24 protein-coding genes are annotated in these 25,854 nt (G+C 65.6%); 12 read left to right on the top strand and 12 right to left on the bottom strand.

What is annotated here, in order from left to right:
* Positions 1–79: 79 nt before the first annotated feature.
* The 4 genes from AC3RCG_RS16335 to AC3RCG_RS16350 all read right to left on the bottom strand — a co-directional run bounded on the left by AC3RCG_RS16335 (position 80) and on the right by AC3RCG_RS16350 (position 2,765).
* Positions 80–391 carry a pentapeptide MXKDX repeat protein gene (locus AC3RCG_RS16335; protein WP_492401206.1) on the bottom strand — a complete coding sequence of 104 codons (312 nt, stop codon included), beginning with the start codon at positions 389–391 and terminating at the stop codon, positions 80–82.
* A 190-nt stretch (positions 392–581) separates the two neighbouring features.
* Positions 582–1,358: a molybdopterin-dependent oxidoreductase gene (locus tag AC3RCG_RS16340; RefSeq protein WP_492401205.1), complete on the bottom strand. Its 777-nt coding sequence runs from the start codon at positions 1,356–1,358 to the stop codon at positions 582–584.
* 4 nt (positions 1,359–1,362) lie between these two features.
* On the bottom strand, positions 1,363–1,959 hold the full coding sequence (locus AC3RCG_RS16345) for a cytochrome b/b6 domain-containing protein (protein WP_492401204.1): 597 nt from the start codon (positions 1,957–1,959) through the stop codon (positions 1,363–1,365).
* Positions 1,959–2,765: a DUF1223 domain-containing protein gene (locus tag AC3RCG_RS16350; protein WP_492401203.1), complete on the bottom strand. Its 807-nt coding sequence runs from the start codon at positions 2,763–2,765 to the stop codon at positions 1,959–1,961. Before AC3RCG_RS16350 ends, AC3RCG_RS16345 begins: the two co-directional genes overlap by 1 nt.
* Before the next feature lie 131 nt (positions 2,766–2,896).
* Here AC3RCG_RS16350 and AC3RCG_RS16355 point away from each other — a divergent pair, with 131 nt between their 5' ends.
* The 10 genes from AC3RCG_RS16355 (at position 2,897) to AC3RCG_RS16400 (ending at position 13,854) form a co-directional block, all read left to right on the top strand.
* On the top strand, positions 2,897–3,487 hold the full coding sequence (locus tag AC3RCG_RS16355) for a sigma-70 family RNA polymerase sigma factor (RefSeq protein ID WP_070292257.1): 591 nt from the start codon (positions 2,897–2,899) through the stop codon (positions 3,485–3,487).
* Positions 3,484–4,131: an NrsF family protein gene (locus AC3RCG_RS16360; RefSeq protein ID WP_070292256.1), complete on the top strand. Its 648-nt coding sequence runs from the start codon at positions 3,484–3,486 to the stop codon at positions 4,129–4,131. The genes AC3RCG_RS16355 and AC3RCG_RS16360 overlap by 4 nt, the downstream gene beginning before the upstream one ends.
* Positions 4,132–4,262: 131 nt before the next feature.
* Positions 4,263–5,771 carry a DUF4331 domain-containing protein gene (locus tag AC3RCG_RS16365; protein ID WP_492401202.1) on the top strand — a complete coding sequence of 503 codons (1,509 nt, stop codon included), beginning with the start codon at positions 4,263–4,265 and terminating at the stop codon, positions 5,769–5,771.
* A gap of 13 nt (positions 5,772–5,784) precedes the next feature.
* Positions 5,785–6,033 carry a hypothetical protein gene (locus AC3RCG_RS16370; protein ID WP_492401201.1) on the top strand — a complete coding sequence of 83 codons (249 nt, stop codon included), beginning with the start codon at positions 5,785–5,787 and terminating at the stop codon, positions 6,031–6,033.
* Between the two features lie 64 nt (positions 6,034–6,097).
* Complete coding sequence (locus tag AC3RCG_RS16375; protein WP_492401200.1) at positions 6,098–7,312, top strand: tetratricopeptide repeat protein; 1,215 nt, start codon at positions 6,098–6,100, stop codon at positions 7,310–7,312.
* Complete coding sequence (locus tag AC3RCG_RS16380) at positions 7,309–8,439, top strand: HupE/UreJ family protein (protein ID WP_492401199.1); 1,131 nt, start codon at positions 7,309–7,311, stop codon at positions 8,437–8,439. The genes AC3RCG_RS16375 and AC3RCG_RS16380 overlap by 4 nt, the downstream gene beginning before the upstream one ends.
* A gap of 129 nt (positions 8,440–8,568) precedes the next feature.
* Positions 8,569–9,078 carry a sigma-70 family RNA polymerase sigma factor gene (locus AC3RCG_RS16385; protein WP_492401198.1) on the top strand — a complete coding sequence of 170 codons (510 nt, stop codon included), beginning with the start codon at positions 8,569–8,571 and terminating at the stop codon, positions 9,076–9,078.
* On the top strand, positions 9,075–10,067 hold the full coding sequence (locus AC3RCG_RS16390; RefSeq protein WP_070292253.1) for a FecR domain-containing protein: 993 nt from the start codon (positions 9,075–9,077) through the stop codon (positions 10,065–10,067). Before AC3RCG_RS16385 ends, AC3RCG_RS16390 begins: the two co-directional genes overlap by 4 nt.
* 104 nt (positions 10,068–10,171) lie before the next feature.
* Positions 10,172–12,640, top strand: a complete 2,469-nt coding sequence (locus AC3RCG_RS16395; RefSeq protein ID WP_492401196.1) for a TonB-dependent siderophore receptor — start codon at positions 10,172–10,174, stop codon at positions 12,638–12,640.
* A gap of 35 nt (positions 12,641–12,675) precedes the next feature.
* The gene (locus AC3RCG_RS16400; protein ID WP_492401194.1) at positions 12,676–13,854 is read left to right on the top strand and encodes a PepSY-associated TM helix domain-containing protein; all 1,179 of its coding nucleotides are present in this window, start codon (positions 12,676–12,678) and stop codon (positions 13,852–13,854) included.
* On the opposite strand, the gene AC3RCG_RS16405 is transcribed toward AC3RCG_RS16400, so the two are convergent.
* Positions 13,855–14,400, bottom strand: coding sequence for an RNA 2'-phosphotransferase (locus tag AC3RCG_RS16405; protein WP_409028622.1), 546 nt, complete (start codon positions 14,398–14,400; stop codon positions 13,855–13,857).
* A gap of 17 nt (positions 14,401–14,417) precedes the next feature.
* The gene (locus AC3RCG_RS16410; protein WP_070292250.1) at positions 14,418–16,487 is read right to left on the bottom strand and encodes a TonB-dependent receptor; all 2,070 of its coding nucleotides are present in this window, start codon (positions 16,485–16,487) and stop codon (positions 14,418–14,420) included.
* A 95-nt stretch (positions 16,488–16,582) separates the two neighbouring features.
* Between AC3RCG_RS16410 and AC3RCG_RS16415 the strand changes: the two genes are divergently transcribed.
* Positions 16,583–17,812, top strand: a complete 1,230-nt coding sequence (locus AC3RCG_RS16415) for a response regulator (protein WP_492401193.1) — start codon at positions 16,583–16,585, stop codon at positions 17,810–17,812.
* On the opposite strand, the gene AC3RCG_RS16420 is transcribed toward AC3RCG_RS16415, so the two are convergent.
* Both AC3RCG_RS16420 and AC3RCG_RS16425 read right to left on the bottom strand, forming a co-directional pair.
* On the bottom strand, positions 17,791–18,165 hold the full coding sequence (locus AC3RCG_RS16420; protein ID WP_492401192.1) for an immunity 22 family protein: 375 nt from the start codon (positions 18,163–18,165) through the stop codon (positions 17,791–17,793). The genes AC3RCG_RS16415 and AC3RCG_RS16420 overlap by 22 nt on opposite strands.
* Position 18,166: 1 nt before the next feature.
* On the bottom strand, positions 18,167–20,860 hold the full coding sequence (locus AC3RCG_RS16425; RefSeq protein WP_492401191.1) for a polysaccharide deacetylase family protein: 2,694 nt from the start codon (positions 20,858–20,860) through the stop codon (positions 18,167–18,169).
* 161 nt (positions 20,861–21,021) lie between these two features.
* Here AC3RCG_RS16425 and AC3RCG_RS16430 point away from each other — a divergent pair, with 161 nt between their 5' ends.
* Positions 21,022–21,144, top strand: coding sequence for a hypothetical protein (locus AC3RCG_RS16430; RefSeq protein ID WP_256267169.1), 123 nt, complete (start codon positions 21,022–21,024; stop codon positions 21,142–21,144).
* A 29-nt stretch (positions 21,145–21,173) separates the two neighbouring features.
* Here AC3RCG_RS16430 and hmgA read toward each other — a convergent pair whose 3' ends face one another.
* The 4 genes from hmgA to AC3RCG_RS16450 are packed head-to-tail and all read right to left on the bottom strand — an operon-like array spanning position 21,174 to position 25,714.
* Entirely contained in the window at positions 21,174–22,475 is a 1,302-nt protein-coding gene (gene hmgA, locus AC3RCG_RS16435; RefSeq protein WP_492401188.1) for a homogentisate 1,2-dioxygenase, read from the bottom strand.
* A complete protein-coding gene (locus AC3RCG_RS16440) occupies positions 22,472–22,657 on the bottom strand; it encodes a DUF2783 domain-containing protein (RefSeq protein WP_070218444.1) in 186 nt (61 codons plus the stop codon). Before AC3RCG_RS16440 ends, hmgA begins: the two co-directional genes overlap by 4 nt.
* Positions 22,658–22,669: 12 nt before the next feature.
* Complete coding sequence (locus AC3RCG_RS16445) at positions 22,670–24,349, bottom strand: FAD-dependent oxidoreductase (protein ID WP_492401186.1); 1,680 nt, start codon at positions 24,347–24,349, stop codon at positions 22,670–22,672.
* Positions 24,350–24,361: 12 nt separating this feature from the next.
* Entirely contained in the window at positions 24,362–25,714 is a 1,353-nt protein-coding gene (locus AC3RCG_RS16450; RefSeq protein ID WP_492401185.1) for an MFS transporter, read from the bottom strand.
* Positions 25,715–25,854: the final 140 nt, after the last annotated feature.

The following is a 25,854-nucleotide window of genomic DNA, read 5'->3' on the forward strand; positions in this document are numbered from 1 at the left end:
CATCCTGAGCCAGCATGGGTGAACGCTGGAAGACGCGCGCGGCCTGGCGCCATCGCGTTGACGGCGCCAGGCCCCTGCACTACTTGGCCATCGCATCCTTGGCCATGCCATCCTTTTTCATTTCATCCTTTTTCATTTCATCCTTTTTCATGCCGTCTTTCCCCATGGCATCTTTTGCCATGCCATCCTTGGCCATGTGATCCTTTTTCATGTGTTTCTTGGCCATCGGCTTGTGCATGCCGTCCTTGCCCATCGCATCCTTGTGCATGGCGTCGGCCGAGGCGTCCTTGGGCATGGCGTCTTTCTGCATGGCGTCCTGGGCAAACGCGGCGCCCGACAGGAGGATGGCGGAAGCGATGATGGCGGCGAAGGTGGTGATGGTGGTTTTCATGATATGTCCTTGTCTCAGTGTTGGATGGGCGAGATTGCCCGGTGGTAAAACTATTGCTGTGCCACAGGGTGCTGCTTGCTGCTGAACATTAGGAAGGCCGGGAGGTGCTCAGGGCCAGGCGCATTGCCGCAGGCAGTAGACTAGTACGACAAGGCAATGCAACGCCGCCCTGGCCGGCTCCCCGGCCTTTCTAGGAACCGCCGAACCAGTTGTAGCCCTGATTCTCCCAATACCCTCCCGGGTAGGTATTCGTGACAAAAATGGCCTGGATGTGCTTGGGGTTCTTGTAGCCCAGCTTGGTCGGCATGCGCAATTTCATCGGGTAGCCGTATTTCGGCGGCAATTCCTGGCCGTCGTACGTGAGGGCCATGATGGTTTGCGGATGCAGGGCCGTGGCCATGTCGATGCTCGTGAAATAATCGTCGGCGCACTGGAAGCCGATGTATCTGGCCGTCGTGTCGGCGCCCACCCGCTTGAGGAAGTGGGAAAACGGCACGCCGCCCCACTTGCCGATGGCGCTCCAGCCTTCCACGCAGATGTGGCGCGTCACCTGCGTTTCCTGCGGCAAGGCGCGCAGCTGCGGCAGGGTCCACGGCTTCTTGTCGGCGATCAAGCCGCTCAACTCCAGGCGCCAGGCGTCGCCATCGACCTGTTCCACCTCATCCTCGCCGTAATAGGCGTTGAAGGGAAACGGCCGCGTGATCATGGAGTCCGGGTAAGTCGGCGCCAGTTTGTTCGGGTCGAACAGCCAGCCCTGCACCCGGTCGTTCATGCGCGACACGGCCGTCAAGGCCGTCTCGATGCTGGACGGGTCGCTGGCGTTGCAACCCGTCAGCAAAGACAGGCCCCCCAGAGTCAGGCTGCGCTGCAAAAACAGGCGGCGCGACGGCTGTTTGATCTGGCGCAAGGCGTCGGCCAGCATGGCCTGGCCCTGCTCTTGCACGAGGATGGATTTTTTCATGCTCATCTCCTTAGCGGCCGCGCAGCATGGCGACCAGTGTGCGCGGCACCAGTGCCACCATCAGCAGGTGCACGCCGACAAAGCCCGTCAGCATCGCCATGGCGATGAAGTGGACCCTGCGCGCGCTCTCGTAGCCGCCCAGCAGTTCGCGCAAGATGGGAAACTGCACGGATTTCCACAGCACCAGGCCGGACAGCACCAGCACGATGCAATCGAGCATGACGAACAGATAGGCGGCGCGCTGCACCATGTTGTAGCGGCGCAGGTCCGCATGGGCCAGCTTGCCCTTCAGCGCGGCGATGAAATCGGCCAGCAGCGCTCGCGGCGCGAGGGGAAAGAACTGGCGCCGCAGCCTTCCCGAGACGATATTGATGACCAGATACAGCAAACCATTGCCCACCAGCAGCCACATGGCGGCGAAATGCCATTGCAGGGCGCCGCCCAGCCAGCCGCCCAGGGTCAGCGCGCGTGGCAACTCGAACGGGAAGAATGGCGCCGCGTTGTAGATGCGCCAGCCGCTGGTGGCCAGCACTACCACGGCCACGGCATTGAGCCAGTGCGTCAGGCGCAGCCAGGCAGGGTGGATCACGCTCGCTTGTCCGTTCATCACATCACCCCTTTCGCGCAGGATGCCGTACTGACGGCTTGCAGGATGGCGCTGCTGTCGGCCCGCTGCACGAAGGCGAGGATTTGCAGGTTTTCCGGGCGCCAGCTGGCGGGCAGGCTGACTTCGCGGCGCAGCCGGGCGCGGCCTTGCGCCAGCGCAACCGGCCCCAGCCACAGGCGCACGGCCGCATCGTGATGCAGGGTGGCGCCGCGGTTTTCGCCGCGCAGCACGGTCGAGACGATGCCGTTTTCGCTGATGGCGACGTATAGCTGGCCGTCCGTCCGCGCATCCGGCGCGCTGGCATCGGCTTCCAGCAGCAGCTTCCCACCCGGCGCCGGCGTGGCGGACAGGCGGATAGCGACGGGCGCGGCGGTCGCGTTGATGCGGCGGATGGCGGCCGGCAACTGCGTATCCCAGCCGCGCAATTCCGTGCCGCCCACGAAAAACTGGGGCGTATAGGCCACATGGCGCGGCTGGTGGCGCAACAGCTCGGCCTGGCGCGCATCGAATTGCGCCTGCGCCAGCGGGTCCGTCCAGCCGATCTGGTCCCAGTACGTGACGTGCAGGGCCAGCGGCACGACCAGGCTGGCCGTCCCCGCTTCCTTGCGCAAGGCGTTCAGGCGCTGGTCGGCGGGCGGGCAGCTGGAGCAGCCTTCGCTGCTGTACAGCTCCACCAGCGCCGCCGTCTGCGCACCGCTTTTGACTTCGCAGCGCTGGCTGGAAGCCATCTGCGCCATGGCCGGCGCTACCACAGCCATGCTCAGCAAGGGTAAAAGTAATGTTGCAAGGCGCTGCTTGATGTCCATGGTCTTTCACCGGTATATTAAAAATAGGAAGCGTGCTTGCCTGTCAATTCGCCGCACCGTGCGGATTGGTTACAGCCACCCTCAAATAATTTAAGATTTATTTTTTTCAACGCCTGTCACCAAAGGCTTGCATGCAACGAATACCAATAAGCGAGCAGTTGCACGGCACGGAATTGCGGCTGCACGGCTTGATGCTGCGCGGCCTCGATGGCGATGCGGCGGCGTATCGCAGTTTCTTGCAGGCAAGCAGCGCCCATTTGCGCGCGTTTTTCCGGCGCCGCCTGCAGCGCTGGCCGGACGAGGCGGAAGACCTGGTGCAGGAATGTTTATTAGCCATCCACAACCAGCGCTTGACGTATGACACGGGCGTGCCGCTGACGTCGTGGATCCATGCGATCGCCCGCTACAAGATGATCGACTGGCTGCGCCGGCACGGGCGGCGCGAGGCGCAGCACTTGCCGTATGACGAAGAAGATAGCGCGCAGGAACTGTTTTCCAGCGCCGATGCCGAGGCGGCCGAGGCCAGCCGCGACCTGGGCAAGCTGCTGGCCACCTTGCCGGCGCAGCAGCGCGACGCCATCGTGCATACCAAGCTCGACGGCTGGTCCGTGCGCGACACAGCGGCGGCCATGGACATTTCGGAAGCCAGCGTCAAGGTGGCAGTGCACCGCGGCTTGAAGGCACTGGCGGCCCATTTAAGGATAGAAGGAAGCGCACCATGAAAACCGATGACTTGATCGCCATGCTGGCCAGCGGCCCCGACGTGGCCGCCGCAGCGCCGCCCGGCACGCACTGGCGCGCCGCAGGCACTTTGGGCGCCGGCCTGCTGGCCAGCGTAGCCCTGATGGCCATGCTGCTGGGCGTGCGGCCCAACCTGGAACAGCTGGCCCAGCTGCCCGACTTCTGGATCAAGGTGGGCTTCGTCGTGTGCCTGTGCCTGGCGGCCTGGTACGTCAGCCGCCGCCTGTGCCTGCCGGGCGCCGCTACCCGCGCCCTGCCCCTGCTGCTCGCCATGCCCGTGCTGCTGATGTGGGCGCTGGGCGCCATCATCCTGAACGAAGCCCCGCCCGAACAGCGGGCCGAGCTGTTCTGGGGCGCCACCTGGCGCAGCTGCCCCCTGCTGATCGCCATGCTGTCGCTGCCCATCCTGGCCGCCGTGCTGCGCCTGATGCGCCAGCTGGCGCCCACGCGCCTGCGTCTGGCGGGCGCCGCCGCCGGATTTGCCGCCGGTGCCATGGCCGCGCTCGTGTATTGCCTGCATTGCCCGGAGCTGGCGGCCAGCTTCGTCGGCTTCTGGTACGTGCTGGGCATGCTGGTGCCGACCGCCATCGGCGCCGCCATCGGCCCCAAAGTGCTGGCCTGGTAAGGGCCCGGCAAGGTCAGTTGCAGACTTTGACAAAGAGTTGAATCCGTTTTTTGTAGCCGTTCGTATAAGTCAGGCAGCCTGCAGTTTCTTGGACTTGTCTGTCAACGCCAACAAAAATCGGGAGAATCGAAATGTCATTGTCACACTCGAAAACCGCACTGGGCGCCGCACTCCTGGGCAACCTTCTCGCCGTTTCCTTCACTTTGGCCATCGCGCCAGCCGCCTACGCTTCCAGCCACCGCGAAGCGCCGTTCATCACGCAAAACCCCAAAGTCGACGCCACCGACTTCTATATGTTCCGCAGCTATGAAGCGGGCCGCGGCGCCTACACCACCCTGGTGGCCGACTATATTCCCCTGCAGGACGCCTACGGCGGCCCGAATTACTTCGCCATGGACCCGAACGCCCTGTACGAAATCCATATCGACAACAATGGCGACGGCAAGGAAGACCTCACCTTCCAGTTCCGCTTCAACAACACCATCAAGGACGGCCAGTTCACCGTGGGCGGCAAGAAAGTGTCGATTCCGCTCGTCATCAACGGCGGCGCCATCGATTCCGTCAACCCGGCTGGCCTGAACGTGCGCGAAACCTACAGCGTGACGGTGGTGCGGGGCGACCGCCGCTCGGGCACGCGCAGCGCCGTGACCAACGCCACGGGCGGCGGCACGACGTTCGACAAGCCCGTCGACTACATTGGCACCAAGTCCATCCCCAACTATGCCGCGTATGCCGCGCAGCACGTCTACACGGTCAACATCCCCGGCTGCGCCACGCCGGCGCGCATGTTCGTCGGCCAGCGCAAAGACCCGTTCGTGGTGAACCTGGGCGAAACGTTCGACTTGATCAACATCAAGGCGCCCGCCACGGAGTTTGCCGCGAATGCGGAGTCGGCCGCCAAGGATGACCTGGCACGCAAGAACGTCACGGCCATCGAGATGGAAGTGCCGACCGCCTGCCTGACGGCGGGCAGCGACCCCGTCATCGGCGGCTGGACCACGGCCAGCCTGCGCCAGGGACGTCTGCTGAACCCGGCGCCGGGCAGCACCGCGGCCTCGAAGGAAGGCGGCGCGTGGGTGCAAGTGTCGCGCCTGGGCATGCCGCTGGTGAATGAACTGGTCATCGGCCTGAAGGACAAAGACCGCTTCAACGCCAGCAAACCGTCCGGCGACGCGCAGTTTGCCGACTATGTCACCAACCCGACAGCGCCGGCGCTGGTGGAAGTACTGTTCGGCTCGGCAGGCGCCAAGGCGCCCACCAACTTCCCCCGCAACGACCTGGTGGCCACCTTTTTGACGGGCATCAAGGGCGTGAACCAGCCCGTCACCGTGACGGCATCGGAAATGCTGCGCCTGAATACGTCGATCGCGCCCACCAACGTCGGTGCGCAAAACCGCCTGGGCGTCATCGGCGGCGATAACGCGGGCTTCCCGAACGGCCGCCGCCCTGGCGACGACGTGGTCGACGTGGTGCTGCGCGTGGCCATGGGCAAGCTGTGCACCTTGAACATCGGCTGCGCCCCGGCCGACGCACCGGCCGGCGCCCTGCACTTCACGGACGGCGCTTTCCTGGATGAAACCTTCTTCACGGCGGGTTTCCCTTACCTGAAAACGCCCGTGGCCGGTTCGCCACAGCAGTAACAAGGAGAACGCGATGAAAAAGCTCTATCTGATCGGCGCCCTGGCGCTCGCGGCCCTGCTGGCCGGCTGCGGTGGCGGCGGCAGCAGCCATGGCGGCGATAACGGCAACGGCGGCACCACGCCGCCGCCCGTGGTCTTGCTCGATGCGTTTTATGTGGCCGTCAGCAACGTCATTCTGACCACCAGCGATGACAAGGATAGCGTCACCATCGACGCCATCATGGCGACGTCGCCGGAAGACACGGAACCGGTGCCGCTGTAAGGCCCTTGCGGGCGCCGGGGAGTCCGCTCTCCGGTGCCCGTATCAATGACTGTTGATGGCATCCATGATGAAAACACCGATTTCCCTGCTGTGCGCCTGCCTGCCCCTGCTGGCCCTGGCCGCGCCCTACACGCCGAAAGACGGCGGCGCCGTCATCGAACAGCTGCCGCGCCGCGCCGACGCCACGCAGAGCGAGCTGCGCGGCCTGCGCCAGCAATTGAATGCCACGCCGCAAGACATGACCCTGGCGGCAAGCCTGGCGCAGCGCTACATCGCCCTGGCGCGCAGCGAAACGGACCCGCGCTACCTCGGTTACGCGCAAGCGGCCCTGGCGCCCTGGTGGCGGCAAGCGGCACCGCCCCTGCCCGTGCGCCTGCTGCGCGCCACCATATTGCAAAGCACCCACAAGTTCGGTCTCGCCCTGCAAGACCTCGACGCCGTCATCTCCCAGGAACCGGCGAATGGCCAGGCCTGGCTGACGCGCGCCACCGTCCTGACCGTGCAGGGCGACTACAAGCAAGCCACGGCGGCCTGCGCGCGCCTGTCGGCCCTGACGACGCAGCTGGTCACCGTCACCTGCCTTGCCAATATCGCCAGCGTCACGGGCCGGGCCGCCTCCAGCGAGCGCCTGCTGGACCTGACCCTGCAAAGGAGCGCCGGCGCGGCACCCGAGCTGGAAAGCTGGGCCGCCACCCTGCTGGCGGAAATGGCCACGCGGCGCGGAGATTCAACGCTGGCCGAGGCGCGCTACACCAAGGCACTGGCGCGGCAGCCGCGCGACAGCTACCTGCTGGGCGCCTACGCGGATTTCCTGCTCGACCGGCAGCGTCCGCAGGAAGTCGTCAAGTTGCTGCAAGACCGGCAGCGCATCGACGCCCTGCTGCTGCGTTACGCACTGGCCCTGCAATCGCTGCCCGGCCAGCAAGCGGCATTCCAGGCGGCCAAGGCCGAGCTGGCGGCCCGCTTCACCGCCGCCATGCAGCGGGGCGACACCGTGCACCAGCGCGAGCAAGCCCGTTTCGCCCTGTTTTTGCAAAAAGATGTGCCGGCCGCCCTGCAGCTGGCGCAGCAGAACTGGGCCATCCAGAAGGAAGTGCCCGACATGCGCATCCTGCTCGAAGCGGCCCTGGCCGCGCACAATGACGGCGCCGCGCAACCGGTGCTGGCCTGGATCGGGGCCAACGGCGTGGAAGACGTGGCTCTGCAGCGCCTCGTCAGGCAGCTGGGCCCGCAGGATGGGCAAAAAGTCAGTATTATCAGGAAAGCAGGTGTGCTGTGAGGTGTGCTGTAAAGCGCTGCCTGTTCATCCTGCTCCTGTGCGCCTGGCTGGCACCCGCGCAAGCCCACAAGCCCAGCGACAGCTATCTGAGCCTGGTCGTGCACGGCCAGCGGGTCGAGGGGCAATGGGATATCGCCCTGCGCGACCTCGATTTCGCCATCGGCCTCGATGGCAATGGCGACGGCGCGCTGACCTGGGATGAAATCCGCGCGCGCCATGCGGCGATTGCCGCCTACGCGCTGCAGCGCCTGCAGCTGGCCAGCGACCGGGGCGTCTGCCCCTTGCAAGCCGTCGAACAGCTGGTCGACAACCACACGGACGGCGCCTACAACGTGCTGCGCTTCCAGGCCACTTGCCCCGGCGGCGCGCCATCCAATCTGACCATTGGCTATACGCTGTTCGCCGACCTCGACCCGCAGCACAAGGGGCTGCTCAAGATCGATAGCGGCGGCGCCACGCAAACGGCCATCTTCGACCCGGACAGCCCGCGCCAGACCATTTCGCTGGCCGCGCCCGACCGCCTGGCGCAGTTCGGCGCCTACGTCAAACATGGCATCTGGCATATCTGGATCGGCTACGACCATATTTTGTTTTTGCTGTCGCTGCTGCTGCCGGCCGTGCTGCTGCCGGGCTTGCGCGAACAGCAGCAGGGTCTGAAGGCGGCCTTCTATGACGTGCTGAAAGTCGTCACGGCATTCACGCTCGCCCATTCCATCACATTGACCCTGGCCAGCCTGTCGCTCGTATCCTTGCCCTCGCGCTGGGTGGAGTCGGCCATCGCCGCTTCCGTGATTTTGGCCGCGCTGAACAACCTGCTGCCCCTGTTCCGCGGCAAGCGCCCCGTGGCCGCCTTTGCCTTCGGCCTGATCCACGGTTTCGGCTTTGCCAGCGTGCTGCGCGACCTGGGCTTGCCGCAAGGTTCCCTGCTGGCCAGCCTGCTGGGATTCAACGTGGGCGTGGAAATCGGCCAGCTGGCCATCGTCGCCGCCTTCTTGCCCCTCGCGTGGCTGCTGCGCAAGACCTGGCTGTACCGGCAAGTGCTGACCGTGGGGTCGCTGGCGATTGCCCTGGTGGCGTGCGTGTGGCTGGTCGAACGGGTGGCCGATATCAAGCTGATCACGGCCTGATGCGAGCCCGACAGCGTTGCTGGCCCGCCACTGCCGGGCCACAAGTCGCGGCAATCGGGCTACAATACGAACAATTCTCAATCGCATCAAGGCCACGCTGTCCCGCGGACCATGGCATGGAAAGGTTGCATGCTACGCCCCGAACTGGAACTGCACCAGCAAATCGAAGTCCTGTACAGCGACCACCACGGCTGGCTGCAGGGCTGGCTGCGCCGCAAGCTGGGCAACGCCTTCGATGCGGCCGACCTGGCGCACGACACGTATCTGCGCATCCTCGCGCGGGGCCGCGCGCCCCAGCCGGAAGAATCGCGCCAGCATCTGGCGCAGATCGCCAACGGCCTGGTGGTGGACCTGTTCCGCCGCAGGCATATCGAAGCCGCCTATGCGGACGCCATCGCCGCGCAGCCGGAAGCGACCGTCCCCACGCCGGAAATGCGCGCGCTGATCGTCGAGACACTGCTGGAAATCGACGCCATCCTCGCCAGCCTGCCGGCCAAGGTGCGCGACGCCTTTTTGCTGTGCAAGCTCGAAGGCATGGCGTATGCCGACATCGCCGCGCGCCTGGGCGTATCCGTCTCGTCCGTGGAAAAATACATCGCCCGCGCCCTGCTGGCCTGCTGCGCGGTGCAATGCGCATGAGTTCCCAAGCGGACGGCGCCCCCATCTCCCCCGCCGCGCTGCAACGCGCCGCCGAGTGGATGGCGCGGCTGTGGGCGGAAGACGCCAGCGTGGCCGACGCGGATGCCTGCGCCGCCTGGCGCGCCGCCCACCCCGAGCACGAGCGGGCCTGGGCCCGGCTGCAGCGCTTCGCCCGGCAATTCGACGCTTTGCCGCGCGAGGTCGCGCGCGGCGCGCTGGCGCCGGTCCAGCGCCGTGCCACCGGGCGCCGGCGCGCCTTGCAGCTGCTGGGCCTGATCGCGGCGGGCGGCGGCACGGCCCTGCTGGCGCACGAATCCGGCCTGTGGCAACGAACGGGCATGGGCAGCGACTACCGCACTGCCGTGGGCGAGACGCGCGCCATCGTGCTGGCCGACGGCACGCAGGTGGTGCTCGACACGGCCAGCGCCATCGACGTGCGCTACAACGCCGGCGAACGGCGCATCGTGCTGCGCGCGGGCGCCGTCCTCGTCACCAGCGCGCATGAAAACGCGGCAGTCTACCGCCCTCTGCTGGTGGCAACGCCGCAGGGCACGGCCACGGCACTGGGTACGCGCTTCTCCGTGCGCCTCGACGATGGCGTCAGCCAGGTCGCCGTCTTCCAGGGCGCCGTGGCCCTGCAGCCGGCCCGCGCCGGGGCGGAATCCCTGCATCTGCAGGCGGGCCAGCGCGCCGGCTACACGCGGCAGGACGTGCAGGACGTGGCGAGCGTGGAAGACAGCGCCGCCGCCTGGGCGCAGGGCAGCCTGGTGGCCGAGCGCATGCGCCTCGATGACTTGCTGGCCGAGCTGGGCCGCTACCGCCATGGCGTGCTGCGCTGCGACGAGTCCATCGCCGCTCTGCGCGTGACGGGCGTGTATACGCTGCGCGACACGGACCGCTCGCTGGCCAACCTGGCCCTGAGCCTGCCCGTGCAATTGCGCTACCGCACGCGCTACTGGGTCAGCGTGGGGCCGCGCCAGGCGTCCTGAAAAATACCTGCAAAATAATTGAAAAAACGTTGAGGGTTTTGGCTTTTCGTTCGGAATACGGGAAGAACGATTTTTTTTCCCGCCACTTTCCAAGGATTTGCACCATGCCTGCTCGCCTGACCGCTCCCGCACCCAAGCTGCGCCCGTTTCCCCTCGCCGCCGCCATCCAGGCCCTGTTCCTCGCTGGTGCCGCCGTGGGCGCCCTGGCCGTCACGGCACCAGCCGCCCACGCCCAGGCGGCAGGCAACACGCGGGCGCAGCGCCAGTATTCCATTCCCGCCGGACCGCTGGAACGTGCGCTGACCAGTTTCGCCAGCACGGCCGGGGTGGAACTGTCGGCCGATGCCGCGCTCCTGCAGGGCAAGCGCAGCGGCGGGCTGGCGGGCAGCTACACGGTGCGCCAGGGCTTCGAGGAACTGCTGCGCGGCCAGGGCCTGCGCCTGGTGGCGGGCGCGCATGGCGCGTATGCGCTGCGCGCGGACGCCTCCGCGGCACAGACGCCAGCGCCGGCCCAGGCCAGCGCCACCCTGCCCGCGATCACCATCAATGCGAGCAGCGAACGCGAAACGGCCACGGGCCCCGTGCGCGGCTATGTGGCGCGGCGCGCCGCCTCGTCCACCAAGACCGACACGGCCCTGAACGAGAACCCGCAATCCGTCTCGGTAGTCACGGCCGATGAAATCAGCGACCGCAATGCCGAGTCGCTCGATGAGACCCTGCGCTACACGGCCGGCGTGACGCCGAACCAGCGCCCGCTGGGCAGCGACGATTCCTCGCTGCTGCGCGGCTTCACCATCGAGACGAACGGCATCCTGCAGGATGGCTTGCGCAATTCGGGCCGCACCTTTGGCGCCTCGATCGAGCCGTATGGCCTGGAACGCCTGGAAGTGCTGCGCGGCCCCGCTTCCGTGCTGTACGGGCAGATTCCGCCCGGCGGCATGGTCAACGCCGTCAGCAAGCGCCCCAGCGCGGATGCCGTGCGCGAAGTGGGGATTGAGTACGGCAGCTACCAGCGCCGCCAGCTGAAAGCCGACGTGGGCGGCGCGCTCGACGCGCCAGGCGCCTGGACGTACCGGGTCGTCATGCTGGGCCGCGAAGCCCATACGCGGCTGGAGCGCGACCGCGACAACCGCCTGTACTTCGCCCCCTCGCTCACGTGGCAGGCGGGACCGGCCACGCGCCTGACTTTGCTGGCCCGCTACGAGCAGGACAACCAGCAGTACGCTTTTCCCAACCAGCTGCTGCTGCCTGGCCCGCGCGGCCAGGTCGATCCGAAAGTCAACCTGATGGGCGACGATAACCGCTTCAAGCGCCGCAATACCATGCTGGGCTACGAGTTCGAGCACAGCTTCAACGACACCTGGTCGCTGCGCCAGAACCTGCGCTACACGCGCCTGAACAACGACCGCACGGACATGTTCCCCCTGGGCCTGAACGACGATGGCACGGTGGAGCGCTATTTCATGCCCGTCGATACGGCGTCGAAAAGTCTGTTCGCCGACACCCAGCTGCAGGCGCGCTTTGCCGCCGGCGGCCTGGCGCACCAGGTGCTGCTGGGCGTCGATTACGCGAACATCCGCAACACGGACGACTACCGCCATCAAAAAGGCTTTATCGCGCCGATCGACCTGTACCAGCCCGTGTACGGCAAGCAGCCGCTGCTTCCCGCCAAGGCGCCCACGCGCGCTGAAGCGCCGTCGCGCCAGCTGGGCCTGTATGCGCAGGATCAATTGAAATGGGACCGCTGGGTCGTGACGGCCGGCCTGCGCCGCGACAAGGCCACGCAGTCGCGCGACGTCACCGACCTCCATAGCGGCGCCGTCAAACCCGACTTCCACCAGTCGCCATCGGCCACCACGGGCCGCGTGGGCGCCGTCTACCTGTTCGATGGCGGCTGGGCGCCGTATGTCAGCTACGCCACCTCGTTCTCGCCCGAACTGGGAATCACGGCCAACGGCAGCGCCCTGAAGCCATCGCGCGGCAAGCAGTTCGAGGCGGGCGTGCGCTACGAACCCGTGGGCCAGCGCGCCAGCTACACGGCGGCCGTCTTCGACCTGGTGCGCGACAACGTCACCACCTCCGACATCGGCAATCCGGGCCGCCTGCAGCAAACGGGCCAGGTGGGCTCGCGCGGCCTGGAACTGGAAGCGCGCACGGAGTTTGCCAGCCGCCTGAGCCTGATCGCGCAATACACCTACCTCGATACGGAAGTCAGGAAGAGCAATAACGGCGACCTGGGTCTGCAGCAAGCGGGCGCGCCGCGCCACAGCGCCTCGGCCTGGGCCCGCCAAGCGTTCAACCTGGGCACGGCGCTGCCCGCGTATGCGGCGCTGGGCATGCGCTTTCTCGGCGCCATGCGCTCGAATTCCGACGGCGAGAACCTGAATATCCGTAATAGCGGTATCACGCAGTGGGATGCGGCGCTGGGCGTGTCGCGCGGACCGTGGCAGTTTGCCCTCAACGTCAACAATGTGCTCAACAAGCAGACCCTGTACGACTGCGGCTACCTGCCCAATCTGTGCTACCGCAATGCCGAACGCACGGCCAACGTCAGCGCCATGTACCGCTTTTGATGTCATCGCTGCAAATGCGCCCAGCATTGGCGGCCATGCACCGCTATGCCGGCCTGCTGATGGCCGGCTTCCTCATCGTGGCCGGCGTCACGGGCAGCGCGCTCGCGTGGAAGGATGAACTGGAGGCGGCCCTGCTGCCTGCCGTCTTCCGCGCGGCGCCGCCAACGCCGGGCGCCGCGCCGCTCGACGCCCTGCTGCTGCGCGAGTCCGTCGCCGCGCGCTTCCCGCAAGCGCAGCTCAGCTACGCGCCGCTGTCCGCGCCAACAGGCCGCAGCATGCAGTTCTACCTGCGCCCGGGCGACGAATCACCGCTGGCCAGCGATGAAGTGTTTGTCGATCCGTACACGGGCGCGGTGCTGGGCCAGCGAAAATGGGGCGAGATCGGCCAGGGTGCCATCAACCTGCTGCCCTTCATCGAGCGCCTGCACTATGCGCTGGCGCTGGGCGACACGGGCTTGCTGATTTTCGGCCTGATCGCCATCGTCTGGACCATCGACTGCTTCGTCGGCGCCGCCCTGACCTTCCCCGCACGCCTGAAAAAACGCTCGCCGGGCAGCAAGCCGTGGCTGCTGCGCTGGCGCCCGTCGTGGCTGCTGCGCCGCCATGGCGGCACTTATAAACTGGTGTTCGACCTGCACCGCGCGGGCGGCCTGTGGCTGTGGGCCATGCTGCTGGTGTTTGCCTGGAGCGGCGTCGCCTTCAACCTGTACGGCGCGTATGCGGCCGTGATGCATCCGCTATTTCCCCATCAGCCAGCCGAGGAAGTGGTGGCGCGGCACACGCCGTCGCCGGGGCCACGGCTGGACTGGTCAGCGGCCCGTGCGCAGGGTCGCAGCCTGATGGCGCAGCTGGCGCGCAGCGGGCACTTTGCCATCCTCGAGGAAAACGCGCTGGCCTACGAGCGCGCGCTGGGCGTCTACAGCTACAGCGTGCGCAGCAGCCGCGACGTGCGCGCCCACAAGGGGCTGACCACCGTCTTTTTCGATGCGGCCAGCGGCCGGCAGCTGGCCGCCTGGCTGCCCACGGGCGCGGCCAGCGGCGACACCATCCGCAGCTGGATCAGCGCCCTGCACATGGCCTCGATGTGGGGCTGGCCCTTCAAACTGTTCATCTGCGCCATGGGCGTGCTGGTGGCGGGCCTGAGCGTGACGGGCGTGCTTATCTGGCGGCGCAAGCGCCAGGGGCAAGCCAGGGCCAGGGCGCTAAGCCATTAATCAGGGAAAACCGATGAACGCCGGCGGCACGGCCTGCGTCAGCCACACGCCGTTGTCTGACACATAAAACACGTGGCCCTGCGCCTGCATCGCGGCCGCATCGACCGTCAGCACGACGGGCTTGCCGTGGCGCGCACCCACGGCCACGGCCGTTTCGCGGCTGGACGACAGGTGCACGTGATTGCGCGCTCCCGGCAGCAGGCCGCCGGCACGGATCGCCGCTACAAAGCGACTGGCCGTGCCGTGGTACAGCATGGCGGGCGGCGTGGCGGGCGGCAGTGCGATATCGACGGCGGCCAAGGAATGCCCCTGGTTGGCGCGGATGCGCAAGCCGTCATCGCTGATCGCGTAGCGCGTCTTGCTGTCGCGCGCCACCACCTCATCCAATTGTTCGCGGGAAATATGTCGCCCATGCTGGGCAGCGTGCGCCAGCAGCTGGCCGATATCGGCCCAGCCCTGGGCATCAAGGGCGAGGCCGATTTTTTCAGGCGCGTGGCGCAGGATAAGGGAAAGGAATTTACTGATTTGTACTAGGTGATCGGTCATGCCCCAGTCTACCGTTATCAGAACGCATACGACAAGGTCAAGCGCGCGGACCGGGGTTCGACGGGATGAAAGTGCCGGTCATTCACGCCGTCCGCCCCCTCGCCGGACAGGCGCGACGCATAGTAATAATCGATGTCGCTGGCGCGCTTGTTGAACAGATTGAAGACGTCGAGCGACAGCCGCGTCTTGCGGTTGAGCTGGTAAGCGAGGCGCGCATACGCCAGGGTGGTCGAGGCCGAGCGCACGCTGTTGTCTTCGATCAAGGGACGGGGGCCGAAATAGCGCAGCTGCAAGGCGCCCGACCACGGCCCCCGGTCCGTCACGGTCACGCCGAACGACGCCACCTTGCCGATCGCGCCCGGAATATGGTTGCCGGCCGCATCGTTTTGCGTGTAGCGCGAGCGCGAAGCTGCCAGGTCCAGGTCGAACAGCAGCCACGGCGCGGCAACATAATGGTTGTTCCACTCGATGCCATGTCGGCGGCTGGCGCGGCTGGGCTGCGTCTCGCCCGCGTCGCCCACGAACAGCAGTTCCGACGCCAGATCGAGGCGCCACAGGGCCAGCGAGCTTTGCAGGCCCGGCAGCCATTCCGTGCGCGCGCCCAGTTCCAGGCCCCTGGTCGGCACGAGGGGCGTCACGGGAGCCGAAGGCGTGCCATCGGGCAAGCGCGTCTGCGTCGTGCCCCGCGCATCGTTGCTATGGAAACCCTTGCCGTAGTTCACGAAGAATTCCGTCTGGCTCCACGGCCCGAGGATCACGGACAGTTTCGGCGACACCACGTGGTCCTGCGCCGTACCGCTGTTGCCGGCTATGCTGCTGGCCACATTGAAACGGTAGGTGTCGTAGCGCACGCCCGCCACGGAACGCAGCCACGGCAGCCATTGGGTCGTGTTTTCGCCGTACAGGCCGACGCTGGCCTCGCGCACGCGGTCTTCTCGCACCGTGGCTTGCCGGATGCGTTCTACCGTGCTGTACAGGCCCACGGGCGACAGCCGGTCATGGCGCGCCTGCACACCGAGCTTGTTGCGCAGGGAAAGACCGAACAGCTCCGTGGTCCAGCTTTCGCCGGCGTTGACACCGGCCACCGTGCGCCGCTCGCTTTGCTGGAACTGGTCGCCGGCGGCCGGGTCGGCCAGGAAATAGGTGAAGTCACTGTTGAGTTCCAGCTGCGAGCGGATCAGGTACGCGTCAAACTCGAACACCCGGTTTTCCGTGCGCCGGCGCATCGCGTACGACAGGCTGGCGCGCGAGGTGTCGCCGCCGTCGCTGGGCGCGAGCGAGCCAAAACGGCCGATCTGGCCGGACTCCACGGCGCGCAGCGGCACCTGGTCCGTGGCGTTCCAGCTGTTCTTGTAGGCCATGGCCGTCACGCTGAAGCCGTCGTCCGGCGTGCCCTGGCTGTAGCGCAGCACGCCGCTGACCTTGCGCACGCGCTCCGGCACGTCCCAGGGGCCATTGTTGCGGTTCACCTCCAGGCCATACAGCAAGGTGCCTGGTCCTGCATCGAGGGAATCGGCCACGACGGCGCGCACATAGCCATGCTGGCCCACGGACACGCTGGCCTGGCCTTGCGGCAATTTGTCGGCCAGGCGGATGCGCGCCGCGCCCGCCGAGGCGAAATCGCCTTCGCCGGCGAAATACGGCCCCTTCTTGTAATCGATGCGCTGCACCAGCTCGGGAATGAGGAAATTGAGATCGGAATAGCCCTGGCCATGCGCATGCGTGCGCATGTTGACGGGCATGCCGTCCACATAGGTGGCGAAATCCGTGCCATGGTCGAGGTTAAAGCCGCGCAAGAAATACTGGTTGGCCTTGCCGTCGCCGCTGTGCTGGGTGACGATCAGGCCCGGCACGAATTCCAGCAATTCGCCCGTGCGCAAGGCGGGCCGGTTGACGATCAGCTCATTGGTGATGACGCCTTGGCTGGCCGCGTCCGAGGTGCCGACGGCGTTGTCGTAGTGGCCCGTCACGCGCACGGTGCGCGACGCATCCGTGGGCGATGCGGCCTCCGGCGCAGCCGCCTTGCCGGCACCGGCCACCAGCAACAAGGCACAAGCTGCCAGCTGTTTGCGTTTTATCAACCGCATCGCGTCTCCCCTTTTTATGATGTCAGTACAGGCTCCTACGAGATATATACGCGGCAGACCGGCTGCCTGGATTCAGCATTTTTCAAGGAGCGACCGTGGACCTGAGCGACAGCAGCGGCAAGGCGAGCAAAAGCGTCACGGCGGCCGTGCGCAAGCGCGACGTGCTGCCGTACATCCTGCTGTTCATCTTGCTGGCGGGCTTGCTGGCCGTGCTGGCGGGCGCCCTGCTGCCGCCCTACTACCACGCCGTGCCGGCCCTGCTGTGGAGCCTGGGCTTTTGCGTCAGCGGCATGCTGCTAGGGTTTTTATTCGGCATACCGCGCAGTCTGCCCTCGGGTACCGTCAACGCCGCCCCGCCCGACGAGCAGGCTAATGGCAAGGGCCGTTCCACGGACGAGCCTCCCCCGGCAAGCGCGGACGCGGCAACCGGCAACCCCAGCAATACCCTGTTCCTGGGCACGCCCACGCCCATGGAAATCAATTCGAATCTGGTGGAAGTGTCGGACTGGCTGACGAAAATCATCGTCGGCGTGGGTTTGATCGAGCTCAAAAGCCTGCCTGGCAGCGCGCGCAGCATGGCCGCCTTCATCGCGCCCAGCCTGGCCACGGACAGGCCCACGGCCATGGCGGTAGTGGGCGGCATCATGCTGTTCTTTTCCGTGCATGGTTTTTTGATCGGCTATTTGCTCACGCGCATTTACCTGTCCATCATGATCAAGCGCGCCGACAGCCTCGTCAAAAACGAATCCGTGCGCCTGGAAAGCGGCAAGGAAATCGAAGTGACGGAACTGAGCCGTTTGCAGCAAAAGTCGCTCGACGACATGCAGGAAGCCGTCACGCAGCTGCTGCTGGCCCATCCCCCCGATGGCGCCGCCGCCGTCACGGCCCTGGCCGCCGCGCCGACGGCGCAACGGCCGGTCAGCCTCGTGCTGTGGCTGGACGACCACCCGCGCAACAATACCTTGCTGATGGAGCAGCTGGAGCGGGAAAACATCAAGGTGGACCAGGCCGTGTCGACGCGGCAGGCGCTGGCCATGCTGCAACAGAAGCACTACGCGCTGTTCATCACGGACATGGCCAGGGTGGAAAACGGCCGCCGGGTCAAGGATGCGGGCGTGCGCACGGTGCGCGAAGTGCGGCAGGCGCAGCCCGCATTACCGATCATCGTCTATTGCAACAAGGATACGTTGGCAAGCTATGGCACGGAAGCGCAGGCGGCGGGTGCCCGTTTCATCACCACCTCGGGCACCAGCCTGCTGGCCAGCGTCAACAAGCTCATACATGAACAACGCGGAAATGAGGCTCAGCCGCCGTCGCAGGCGTAGCTGCCCACGTGGTGCAGCGAGCTGCGGTGCGGATGCGCCAGTCGATTCGGCGCAAACACGCACACGGCCGTATCGGCCAGCAAGCCCTGCGCGTCCGCGCACGCCTGCGCCAGCCAGTTGTCCGCATACGACACGCCGTCGAGCAACTCTGCCAGCGGCGCGGGCGCGGCCAGCAGCGCGCTCTCGAAGCAGGCCGGCTCATAGTCCGTCAGGCCCGTTTCCAGGAAGAATGGCGACGGCACGGCATCGCCATCTTCCGTGTACGCGGGCGCCAGGTAGGCCTGCAGCGCTTCCCAGCTGGGAAAGCGGCCGCTGCAGGCAAAGACGTGGACCGTGGACAAGATGGACGTCAACTTACAGCTTTTCCATCTTTTGCCGCACGGCCGGCGCCGTCGAGGCCGTCGGCGCCAGTTCCAGATAGGTTTTATAGGCCGCTTTCGCCTTGGCCGCATCGCCGGCCTTGGCATACGCGTCGCCCAGGTTCAAATAGGCGATGGCGCGCGACGGGTCCATCTTGACCGTGTTTTCAAACCAGCGGGCCGCTTCGCGGTATTTTTCCTGCTTGTAGAAGACAAAGCCCAGGTTGTTGGCCGCCAGCGCGAAATCGGGACGCAATTTCAGCGCTTCCGTAAATTGCGCTTCCGCCTGCGCGTACTGTTTCTCCTTGTACAGCTGCAAGCCGCGGTCGTTGGCCCGCTGCGCCAGCTGGCGTGTGGAGGTCGGTACGGCGCCCGGCGTGACGATCTTCTGTTCGCCGCCCTGCAAGTCCTTCACCGTCACGCTGGCCGCAGCCGGCTTCGCGTCGAGCTTGCTGTTCAGGGCGATGGCTTCCGTCGACAGCTGCGTCGTGTTCGGGCTGAGGAATTCCGTCTCGCCTGGCAATTCGAAGACGAAATCGCCTCCTTCCGATCCGGGCAGGCTGCCGAACGCGGGCGTCTGGTTCGACACGCTGGACACGGCGGGCGCTACATACGCCGCCAGTTCCGTGGCCGTGATGAGGCCGTCACCGTTCAGGTCGCCCTTGCCCGCCAGGCCTTGCAGCAGGGTCCATGTAAACACGGAGTGACCGTTCGGTCCGCCATCGGCCACCAGCTGGTCGCCGCCGCCGGCCGTCAGCATTTGCCGGCCGATGCGTTTGGCATTGTCGCGCAAGAAAGAGCTGGAACCGGCGCCGCGCGTCAGGCCCAGGCCGCTGTAGCAGGCATCCATGACGAAGAACGCATGCTTGGCCGTCAGGGACTCCGCGATATTCTGGATTTCCGTCATCGGAATCGCATCCGTGGCGAACTGCGCCGGGTCGGAATCGACGGGCACAATGTAGCCGAGGTCGCGCCCCGAGCTCAGCTTGCGCGTGGCGCCGTGGCCGGCGAAGAAGACGAAGATACGGTCATTCTTTTGCACGCCGCCATGGGCCAGCTTGTCGTGGAAGGCAGCCAGGATGTTGTTGCGCGTCGCTTCGCCATTTTTCAGGGTCACGACGCGCTCGGGCGCGAACGCGAATTTTTCAATCAGCGTTTCGCGGATGCCCTGCGCGTCGCGCACCGCATATTGCAATTTCGGCCATTTCGCGTAATCGTCGATGCCGATCACGACGGCCCAGGAATTGGCGTAGCCGGTGGTCACAGGCACTTTTTCCGGCGCGGGCGCCGTGCTTTTCGCCACCTGGAAGCTCGTGCCATCCCAGCCCGCGAATTGATAGCCTTCCGCGATCAGCTTGTCTAGCACGGCCGGCAAGGCTTTCACCGTGCGTTCGTGGATATCGTGGAACAGGACGATGCCGCGCCCCGCCTTGTCGACGGACGCCAGCACGCGGTTCGTGATCGAGCTGGGCACGGGGTCGGCCCAGTCCAGCGAATCGATATTCCACATCACGGATTTCAAATGGGCATCGGCCAGCGCGGCCATGCCTTCGCTGTTGCGCGCGCCATACGGAAAGCGGAACAGCGCGGCCCGCTCGGGGCTGATGGCCTTTAATAAAGTGTCGGTGCCGAGGATTTCGCCTTTCAGCTTGTCGCCCGTCTGCTTCGACAACTGTGCGTGACTGAAACTGTGGTTGCCCACGGCATAGCCTTCCTTCATCAACTTGCGGCTCACTTCCGCGCCCGCGCCCAGCTTGGCATGGCCTTCCGCGTCCAGCGACCCCAGGTTGCGTCCCACATTGAAGAACACGGCCGGCACGCCATACTGTTTCAAAATGGCGCTGATTTCTTCCGTGTAACGGCGGTGCGGGCCGTCGTCGAAGGTCAGCACGATGGTTTTCTTCGGCAAGCCCAGACCGAAGATTTCCGCCTCATCTTTTTTTGGCGCCGGCTTGGCTTCGGGCATGGAGCCGGCGGGAGGAACAGCATACGGCACGACGATGCCGTTTTCCTTCAGAATCTGTTCGCGGCTGTACAGTTTTTTCAGCTGCGTCACATAATCATCCCACCGTTCACGCTTGAGTTCGATGGAACGCTGGCCCAGGTTGCCGAAGATTTGCCGGATTTCCTTCTCGTAATTGCGCTCGATCTCGCCCAGCGCATCGAGGTCTTCGGAAATGCGCTTGTGCAGCTTGATGGCAGGCAAGGACGAGTCCTTGGCCACGTCGGCCAGCATGCTTTGAAGCAGTTCGCGGAAAGCCAGGCGGTCCGCGTCATACAGGCCGGGATCGGATTCGATATAGGTGAGCAGGCTGTCGAGCGCTTCGAAGCGGCCCGAATTCGTGGGTGCCGTCAATTGATCCAGCGCTGCATCGAGCTTGGCGATGCGCTCCTGGTTTTCATGGAACAGCGCCTGCCCCACTTTACGGGCTTCGTCGCGCGCGCCTTCGGGCAAGCTTTGCTCGTCGGCCAGCAGCACGATGATCTTGCGGAAATTGCCCAGCAAGTCGCGGAATTGGCTGGCCACGGCGGCCGTGTCGACGGCGGAGTGCGGCGCGGCGGCAGGGCTGCCCGAAGCCGGGGCACCGGGCGTGGCGGTGGCGGCCGGACGGGTGTAGCTATAAATGCCGGCCCCAGCGGCGAGAGCCACGACAACGGTGGCGGCGATCTTGATCGGCTTGGAAGTCACAGGCTTGTCATTCCCTTCACATACTATGCATACAATTCAGATGGCGCGGATGCGCAAGATGCATAATTGTAAAGCACGCTTGGCACTTGCTCAGCCCGCACGATGAATTTCGGCAATAATATCGCTGCACACCTTCATAGATAGTGAAAACGGGAACGACGATGCACAAGAAACTCTGCGCTGCGGCGCTGATGCTGGGCGTGGCCCTGATGCTGCTGCAACTGCGCGCGCATGCGGGCGACGACGTGGTCAATGTGGCGGGGCGCGTGTGCCTGCCGCACTGACCACCTGAGTAAGCCGGACCGTGTGCCTGTCACTGGTCCGGGTCAAAATGCTTGCGCAAGCCTTGCCAGCACTCGAAATAATCGTGTTGCAGCAGGCCGCCGTCCAGCGCGAACGGCGTGGGCTTGAGGATGGTGCGCGTCTCGAACATGAAGGCCATGGTGTCGGCCACCTTCGCGGGCGCGGACGTGTCGCTGTGCGAGGCTTTTTCGAACGTCTGCGCATCGGGACCGTGGCCGGACATGCAGTTGTGCAGGCTGGCGCCGCCCGGCACGAAACCGGCTGCCTTGGCGTCGTACACGCCGTGGATCAAGCCCATGAATTCGCTGGCCACGTTGCGGTGGAACCAGGGCGGGCGGAACGTGTGCTCGGCGGCCAGCCAGCGGGGCGGGAAGATGGCGAAGTCGATGGCGCCGAACAGCGGATTTTCGCTCGGCGCCTGCAGCACGAGGAAGATCGACGGATCCGGATGGTCGTAGCTGATCGAGCCGATGACATTGAAGCGGCGCAAATCGTATTTGTACGGTGCGTAATTGCCATGCCAGGCGACGACGTCCAACGGTGAATGGTCGAGCGTCGTGCGCCACAGGTGGCCGCCGAACTTGGCCACCAATTCGCACTTGCCGTCGATATCCTCGTAGGCCGCGTGCGGCGTGAGGAAGTCGCGGCTGTTGGCCAGGCCGTTCGAGCCGATGGGGCCCATGTCGGGCAGGCGGAAGGCGGTGCCGAAGTTTTCGCACACATAACCGCGCGCCAGGCCGTCCGGCAGGGTCACGCGGAAGCGCACGCCGCGCGGGATCACGGCGATTTCCTGCGGTTCCAGTTCGATCAAGCCCAGTTCCGTGGCAATCGCCAGCCGCCCTTCCTGCGGCACGACCAGCAATTCGCCGTCGGCCGAATAAAAGAAACGCTGCATGGAGCGGTTGGCCGCATACACGTGGATGGCGCACCCGCTCATCGCTTCGGCGCTGCCGTTTCCCGCCATCGTTTGCCAGCCATCGATGAAATCGACCGGCGTGGCGTCGTCGGGCAGCGGCAGCGGGTCCCAGCGCAGCTGGTTCGGCGGCGTCGGCGGCATGGCGTGGAAATCGCTGACGATGCGCGTGTTTTCAGCCAATGTAAACGGCGGATGCTGGCTGGCGGGACGGATGCGGTACAGCCAGGAACGCCGGTTCTGCGCGCGCGGCGCCGTAAACGCCGTGCCCGACAACTGCTCCGCATACAGGCCCAGCGGCGCTTGCTGCGGCGAATTTTGCCCCTGCGGCAAGGCACCGGGGATGGCCTCCGTGGCAAACTCGTTGCCGAAGCCGCTTTGGTAGCCGGCGCCTATCATGCGCGCTCCGCCAGGCCGTCGGCCGCGTCGCGCAGCAAGCCTTGCACCACGTCGGCCTGGCCGATGGCGCCCATGGCCAGCAAGGCGAAGCGGGCCAGGAACAAGGGCGAGCGCTGTTCGCCCAGGCCGCCCATGGTGTGGCACAGCTCGGTGTAAAGATTGTCCAGTTCGATGTCGGTCATATGATCTCCTTGTTACTTTGATTGGGCGATGCCGGCCGCTGCCAGCGCTGCCACCACCTGCCCCACCCTCACCTGGCGCCAGCGCCCCAGCACATGCCCATCCGGGCGCACGAGATAAAACGTGCCGGGCTGCGCGTCAAACAGCGAGCATACCTGCGCCGTGTGGTCCCAGGCGCACCCTTGCGCGCCGCTGCGGGCGATCGCCACGGTCGTCAACGGCAAGCTGTCGCCCAGCGCCAGCAGTTCCGCATGCACTGCGCCATCGTCGCTGAAATACAAGCCCGTGAAATGGCCATCCGCGCGTTTGAGCAAATCGGTAATATACCGCGCTTTTTGACCGCCGTTGTGCGGCAGCGCGAGCGGGCACTCGGGCAAGACCGTGCCCGGCGCGGGACCGGCTGCGAACACGTCCAGCTCAGGCGCATTCAAGGCCGATTGCGCATACGCGATGGCGCTGGTCTGGCGCGGGTTGATCAGCGAGCGCACGTGCGCATGCTTGCCCGCCAGGCCCAGCACGGCCGTGCGCATCAGCTCGAAGGCAAACGTGGGCGGCGCCATGAATTCCGTGCTTTTCGTGCCGTGACGCAGGTTTTCATGGGCGGCGAACACGCGTTCGTTCGAATAGCTGTCGAGCAAGCTATCCGGCGCCCGGCCCTTGACGACGTAGGCGAGCTTCCAGGCCAGATTGTCCGCATCGTCGATGCCGGAATTGGCCCCACGCACGCCGAAGATGGGCACCAGGTGGGCCGCATCGCCCGCGAACAACACGGCGCCGTGCCGGTATTTTTCCAGTGTCAGCGCGTTGGCCTTGTAGATGGTGATCCACACGGGATGCCATGGCTGTGTCTCCCCCATCATGGCCAGCAGGCTGTCCACGCGGGGTGCCACGTTTTCCAGCAGCACGGCCGCCTGCGCATCCTCGTCGTCGCGCAGCTGGTAGTCGATGCGCCAGATATCGTCGGGCTGCTTGTGCACCAGCACGGTCGAGCCGGGGTTCGACGGCGGGTCGAAATACGCGAGGCGCTCCGTGGGGCGCTCGCTTTTCAGATGGATATCGACGATCACATAGCGGCCTTCATAGCTGGTGCCCTGCAATTTCAAGCCCAACGCCTCGCGCACGACGCTGCGCCCGCCATCGGCCGCCACCAGCCAGTCCGTGTCGATGGTGTAGGTGTCATCGGGCGTGGCCAGCGTGACCGTGGCGCCATCGGCGCGCTGCTGCACGCCAGTGACGCGCGTTTGCCAGCGGATATCGATCAGCTCGCTCTGGCGTTCGGCCGCGTCGAGCAGGAATTGCTCGATATGGTATTGCGCCAGGTTGACCATCGGCGGCAATTTCTGGTTCGCGTCTTGCGGCATCGTAAAGTGCAGCACTTCCTCGTCGCGGTAAAAGCTGCGGCCGCCCGCCCATGGCAAGCCTTTGCTGATAAAACCGTCGAGCGCACCGAGGCGATCGATGATTTCCAGGCTGCGCCGCGAGATGCAGATGGCGCGGCTGCCCGTGCAAACGCCATCGTCCGCCTCGATCAGCACCGAGCGCACGCCGTGGCGCGCCAGGCCCAGGGCCGTGGCCAGGCCCACGGGGCCGCCGCCGACGATCAGGACCGGCACGTGCTGCGTGCCGGCACCCGCAGGCTTGCCGGGCGGATACACTTTCGGCACATGGGGATAAGGGTGAAACGTGTCGCGCATGATGGTGTCCTCTCAAGAATGTGTTTTGCCGCCGCGCGCGATGGGCAGGGTCAGCACGATGGCCGAGCCCGCCACCAGCAGCACGCTGGCATACAGCAAGCCCGTGGCAAAGCTGTGCGTGAAATCCTTCAGCCAGCCCACGACGACGGGATTGAGGGCCGAGCCGATATTGCCCGTGGCATTGATGACGGCGATGCCGATGGCGCGTGCGCCCAGGCTCAGGGCCCGGTCCGGCGTGGTCCAGAAGACGGACATGGCCGTGTAGGCGCCCGTCGAGGCCATGCACACGCCCAGCAACTGCAGCACGGGTTTGCCAGAATAGGCGGTCAAGAGCCAACCGCCGGCCGACAGCAGCATGGGCCAGACGATATGCCAGCGGCGCTCCTGCAAGCGGTCCGAGCGGCGGCCCCAGACGATCATGCCGATCACGGTGCACACTTGCGGTATCGCCGCCAGCAGCCCGATCTGGGTGTTGCTGGCGCCGCTATTGAAACTTTTCACGATCAGCGGCGTCCACACGGCCACCATGGCCAGGGTATTCACCAGGCAAAAGTAGGCGATGCCGAATTTCAGCACGGTGGGCGACAGCATTTCCGCCAGCACGGAGACTTTTTGCCGGGGCGCATCAGGCTTGTGCTCGGCGGCCAGCATGCGCGCCAGCACCTGCTGTTCCAGCTTGCACAGCCAGTTTGCCTTGTTGGGCGAGTCGTCAAGGTAGCCGTAGACGGCCAGGCCCAGCAGCACGGAAGGCATGCCTTCGAGCAAGAACAGCCATTGCCAGCCTTTCAAGCCCCAGTGACCGTCCAGCCCCAGGATCAGGCCTGACAGGGCCGAACCGATGGCGGCCGTGACGGGCATGGCGATCATGAACAGGGCATTGGCCCGTGCCCGGTAGGCGCTGGGAAACCAGTACGTGAGGTAGAGCAGCATGCCGGGCAGGAAGCCCGCCTCCGTCACACCCACCAAAAAGCGCAGCGCATACAGGCTGGCCGGGCCGCTGGCGAACAGGGTCGCCGTCGAGGCCAGGCCCCAGGCGATCAACATGCTGCCGATCCATTTACGCGCGCCGATGCGGGCCAGCACGATGTTGCTGGGAATGCTGCAGGCGATGTAGGCGATGTAGAACAGCGTGGTGGCAAAGCCGAACTGGGTGCCGGACAGGCCCAGGTCTTGCATCATGGTCAGGCCGGCAAAGCCGATGTTGATGCGGTCAAGAAAGGAAAACACGAACAACAGGAATAAAAATCCCAGCAGATGGCGCGATACCTTGCGCATCACCTGCTGTTCCAGTTGCACGCTGGCCGCGTCGAGGACGGGCGCCGGGGTGGCGGCGATGGCGGGGGTGGCCCCTTGGGCGATGGTCATGCTTGTCTCCATAAGGTGTCGCCCTCCCCTTGTTGATTTTATTGGGTGAGGGCGGCCGGGTGATCCCGGCTTGAAACACAGTATGCAGACGCGCGCCGCGAACCCTGTCCCCATTTTGGGGACATTTCGCGGCGAACACA

It is taken from the genome of Janthinobacterium sp. GW823-FHT01H08 (assembly GCF_058797855.1).

Excerpts from the sequence above, each read along its gene's own strand:
- AC3RCG_RS16335 (WP_492401206.1), bottom strand. The coding sequence starts at position 391 with ATGAAAACCACCATCACCACCTTCGCCGCCATCATCGCTTCCGCCATC.
- AC3RCG_RS16340 (WP_492401205.1), bottom strand. The coding sequence starts at position 1,358 with ATGAGCATGAAAAAATCCATCCTCGTGCAAGAGCAGGGCCAGGCCATG.
- AC3RCG_RS16345 (WP_492401204.1), bottom strand. The coding sequence starts at position 1,959 with ATGAACGGACAAGCGAGCGTGATCCACCCTGCCTGGCTGCGCCTGACG.
- AC3RCG_RS16350 (WP_492401203.1), bottom strand. The coding sequence starts at position 2,765 with ATGGACATCAAGCAGCGCCTTGCAACATTACTTTTACCCTTGCTGAGC.
- AC3RCG_RS16355 (WP_070292257.1), top strand. The coding sequence starts at position 2,897 with ATGCAACGAATACCAATAAGCGAGCAGTTGCACGGCACGGAATTGCGG.
- AC3RCG_RS16360 (WP_070292256.1), top strand. The coding sequence starts at position 3,484 with ATGAAAACCGATGACTTGATCGCCATGCTGGCCAGCGGCCCCGACGTG.
- AC3RCG_RS16365 (WP_492401202.1), top strand. The coding sequence starts at position 4,263 with ATGTCATTGTCACACTCGAAAACCGCACTGGGCGCCGCACTCCTGGGC.
- AC3RCG_RS16370 (WP_492401201.1), top strand. The coding sequence starts at position 5,785 with ATGAAAAAGCTCTATCTGATCGGCGCCCTGGCGCTCGCGGCCCTGCTG.
- AC3RCG_RS16375 (WP_492401200.1), top strand. The coding sequence starts at position 6,098 with ATGATGAAAACACCGATTTCCCTGCTGTGCGCCTGCCTGCCCCTGCTG.
- AC3RCG_RS16385 (WP_492401198.1), top strand. The coding sequence starts at position 8,569 with ATGCTACGCCCCGAACTGGAACTGCACCAGCAAATCGAAGTCCTGTAC.
- AC3RCG_RS16390 (WP_070292253.1), top strand. The coding sequence starts at position 9,075 with ATGAGTTCCCAAGCGGACGGCGCCCCCATCTCCCCCGCCGCGCTGCAA.
- AC3RCG_RS16395 (WP_492401196.1), top strand. The coding sequence starts at position 10,172 with ATGCCTGCTCGCCTGACCGCTCCCGCACCCAAGCTGCGCCCGTTTCCC.
- AC3RCG_RS16400 (WP_492401194.1), top strand. The coding sequence starts at position 12,676 with ATGCACCGCTATGCCGGCCTGCTGATGGCCGGCTTCCTCATCGTGGCC.
- AC3RCG_RS16405 (WP_409028622.1), bottom strand. The coding sequence starts at position 14,400 with ATGACCGATCACCTAGTACAAATCAGTAAATTCCTTTCCCTTATCCTG.
- AC3RCG_RS16410 (WP_070292250.1), bottom strand. The coding sequence starts at position 16,487 with ATGCGGTTGATAAAACGCAAACAGCTGGCAGCTTGTGCCTTGTTGCTG.
- AC3RCG_RS16430 (WP_256267169.1), top strand. The coding sequence starts at position 21,022 with ATGCACAAGAAACTCTGCGCTGCGGCGCTGATGCTGGGCGTGGCCCTG.
- hmgA (WP_492401188.1), bottom strand. The coding sequence starts at position 22,475 with ATGATAGGCGCCGGCTACCAAAGCGGCTTCGGCAACGAGTTTGCCACG.
- AC3RCG_RS16440 (WP_070218444.1), bottom strand. The coding sequence starts at position 22,657 with ATGACCGACATCGAACTGGACAATCTTTACACCGAGCTGTGCCACACC.
- AC3RCG_RS16445 (WP_492401186.1), bottom strand. The coding sequence starts at position 24,349 with ATGCGCGACACGTTTCACCCTTATCCCCATGTGCCGAAAGTGTATCCG.
- AC3RCG_RS16450 (WP_492401185.1), bottom strand. The coding sequence starts at position 25,714 with ATGACCATCGCCCAAGGGGCCACCCCCGCCATCGCCGCCACCCCGGCG.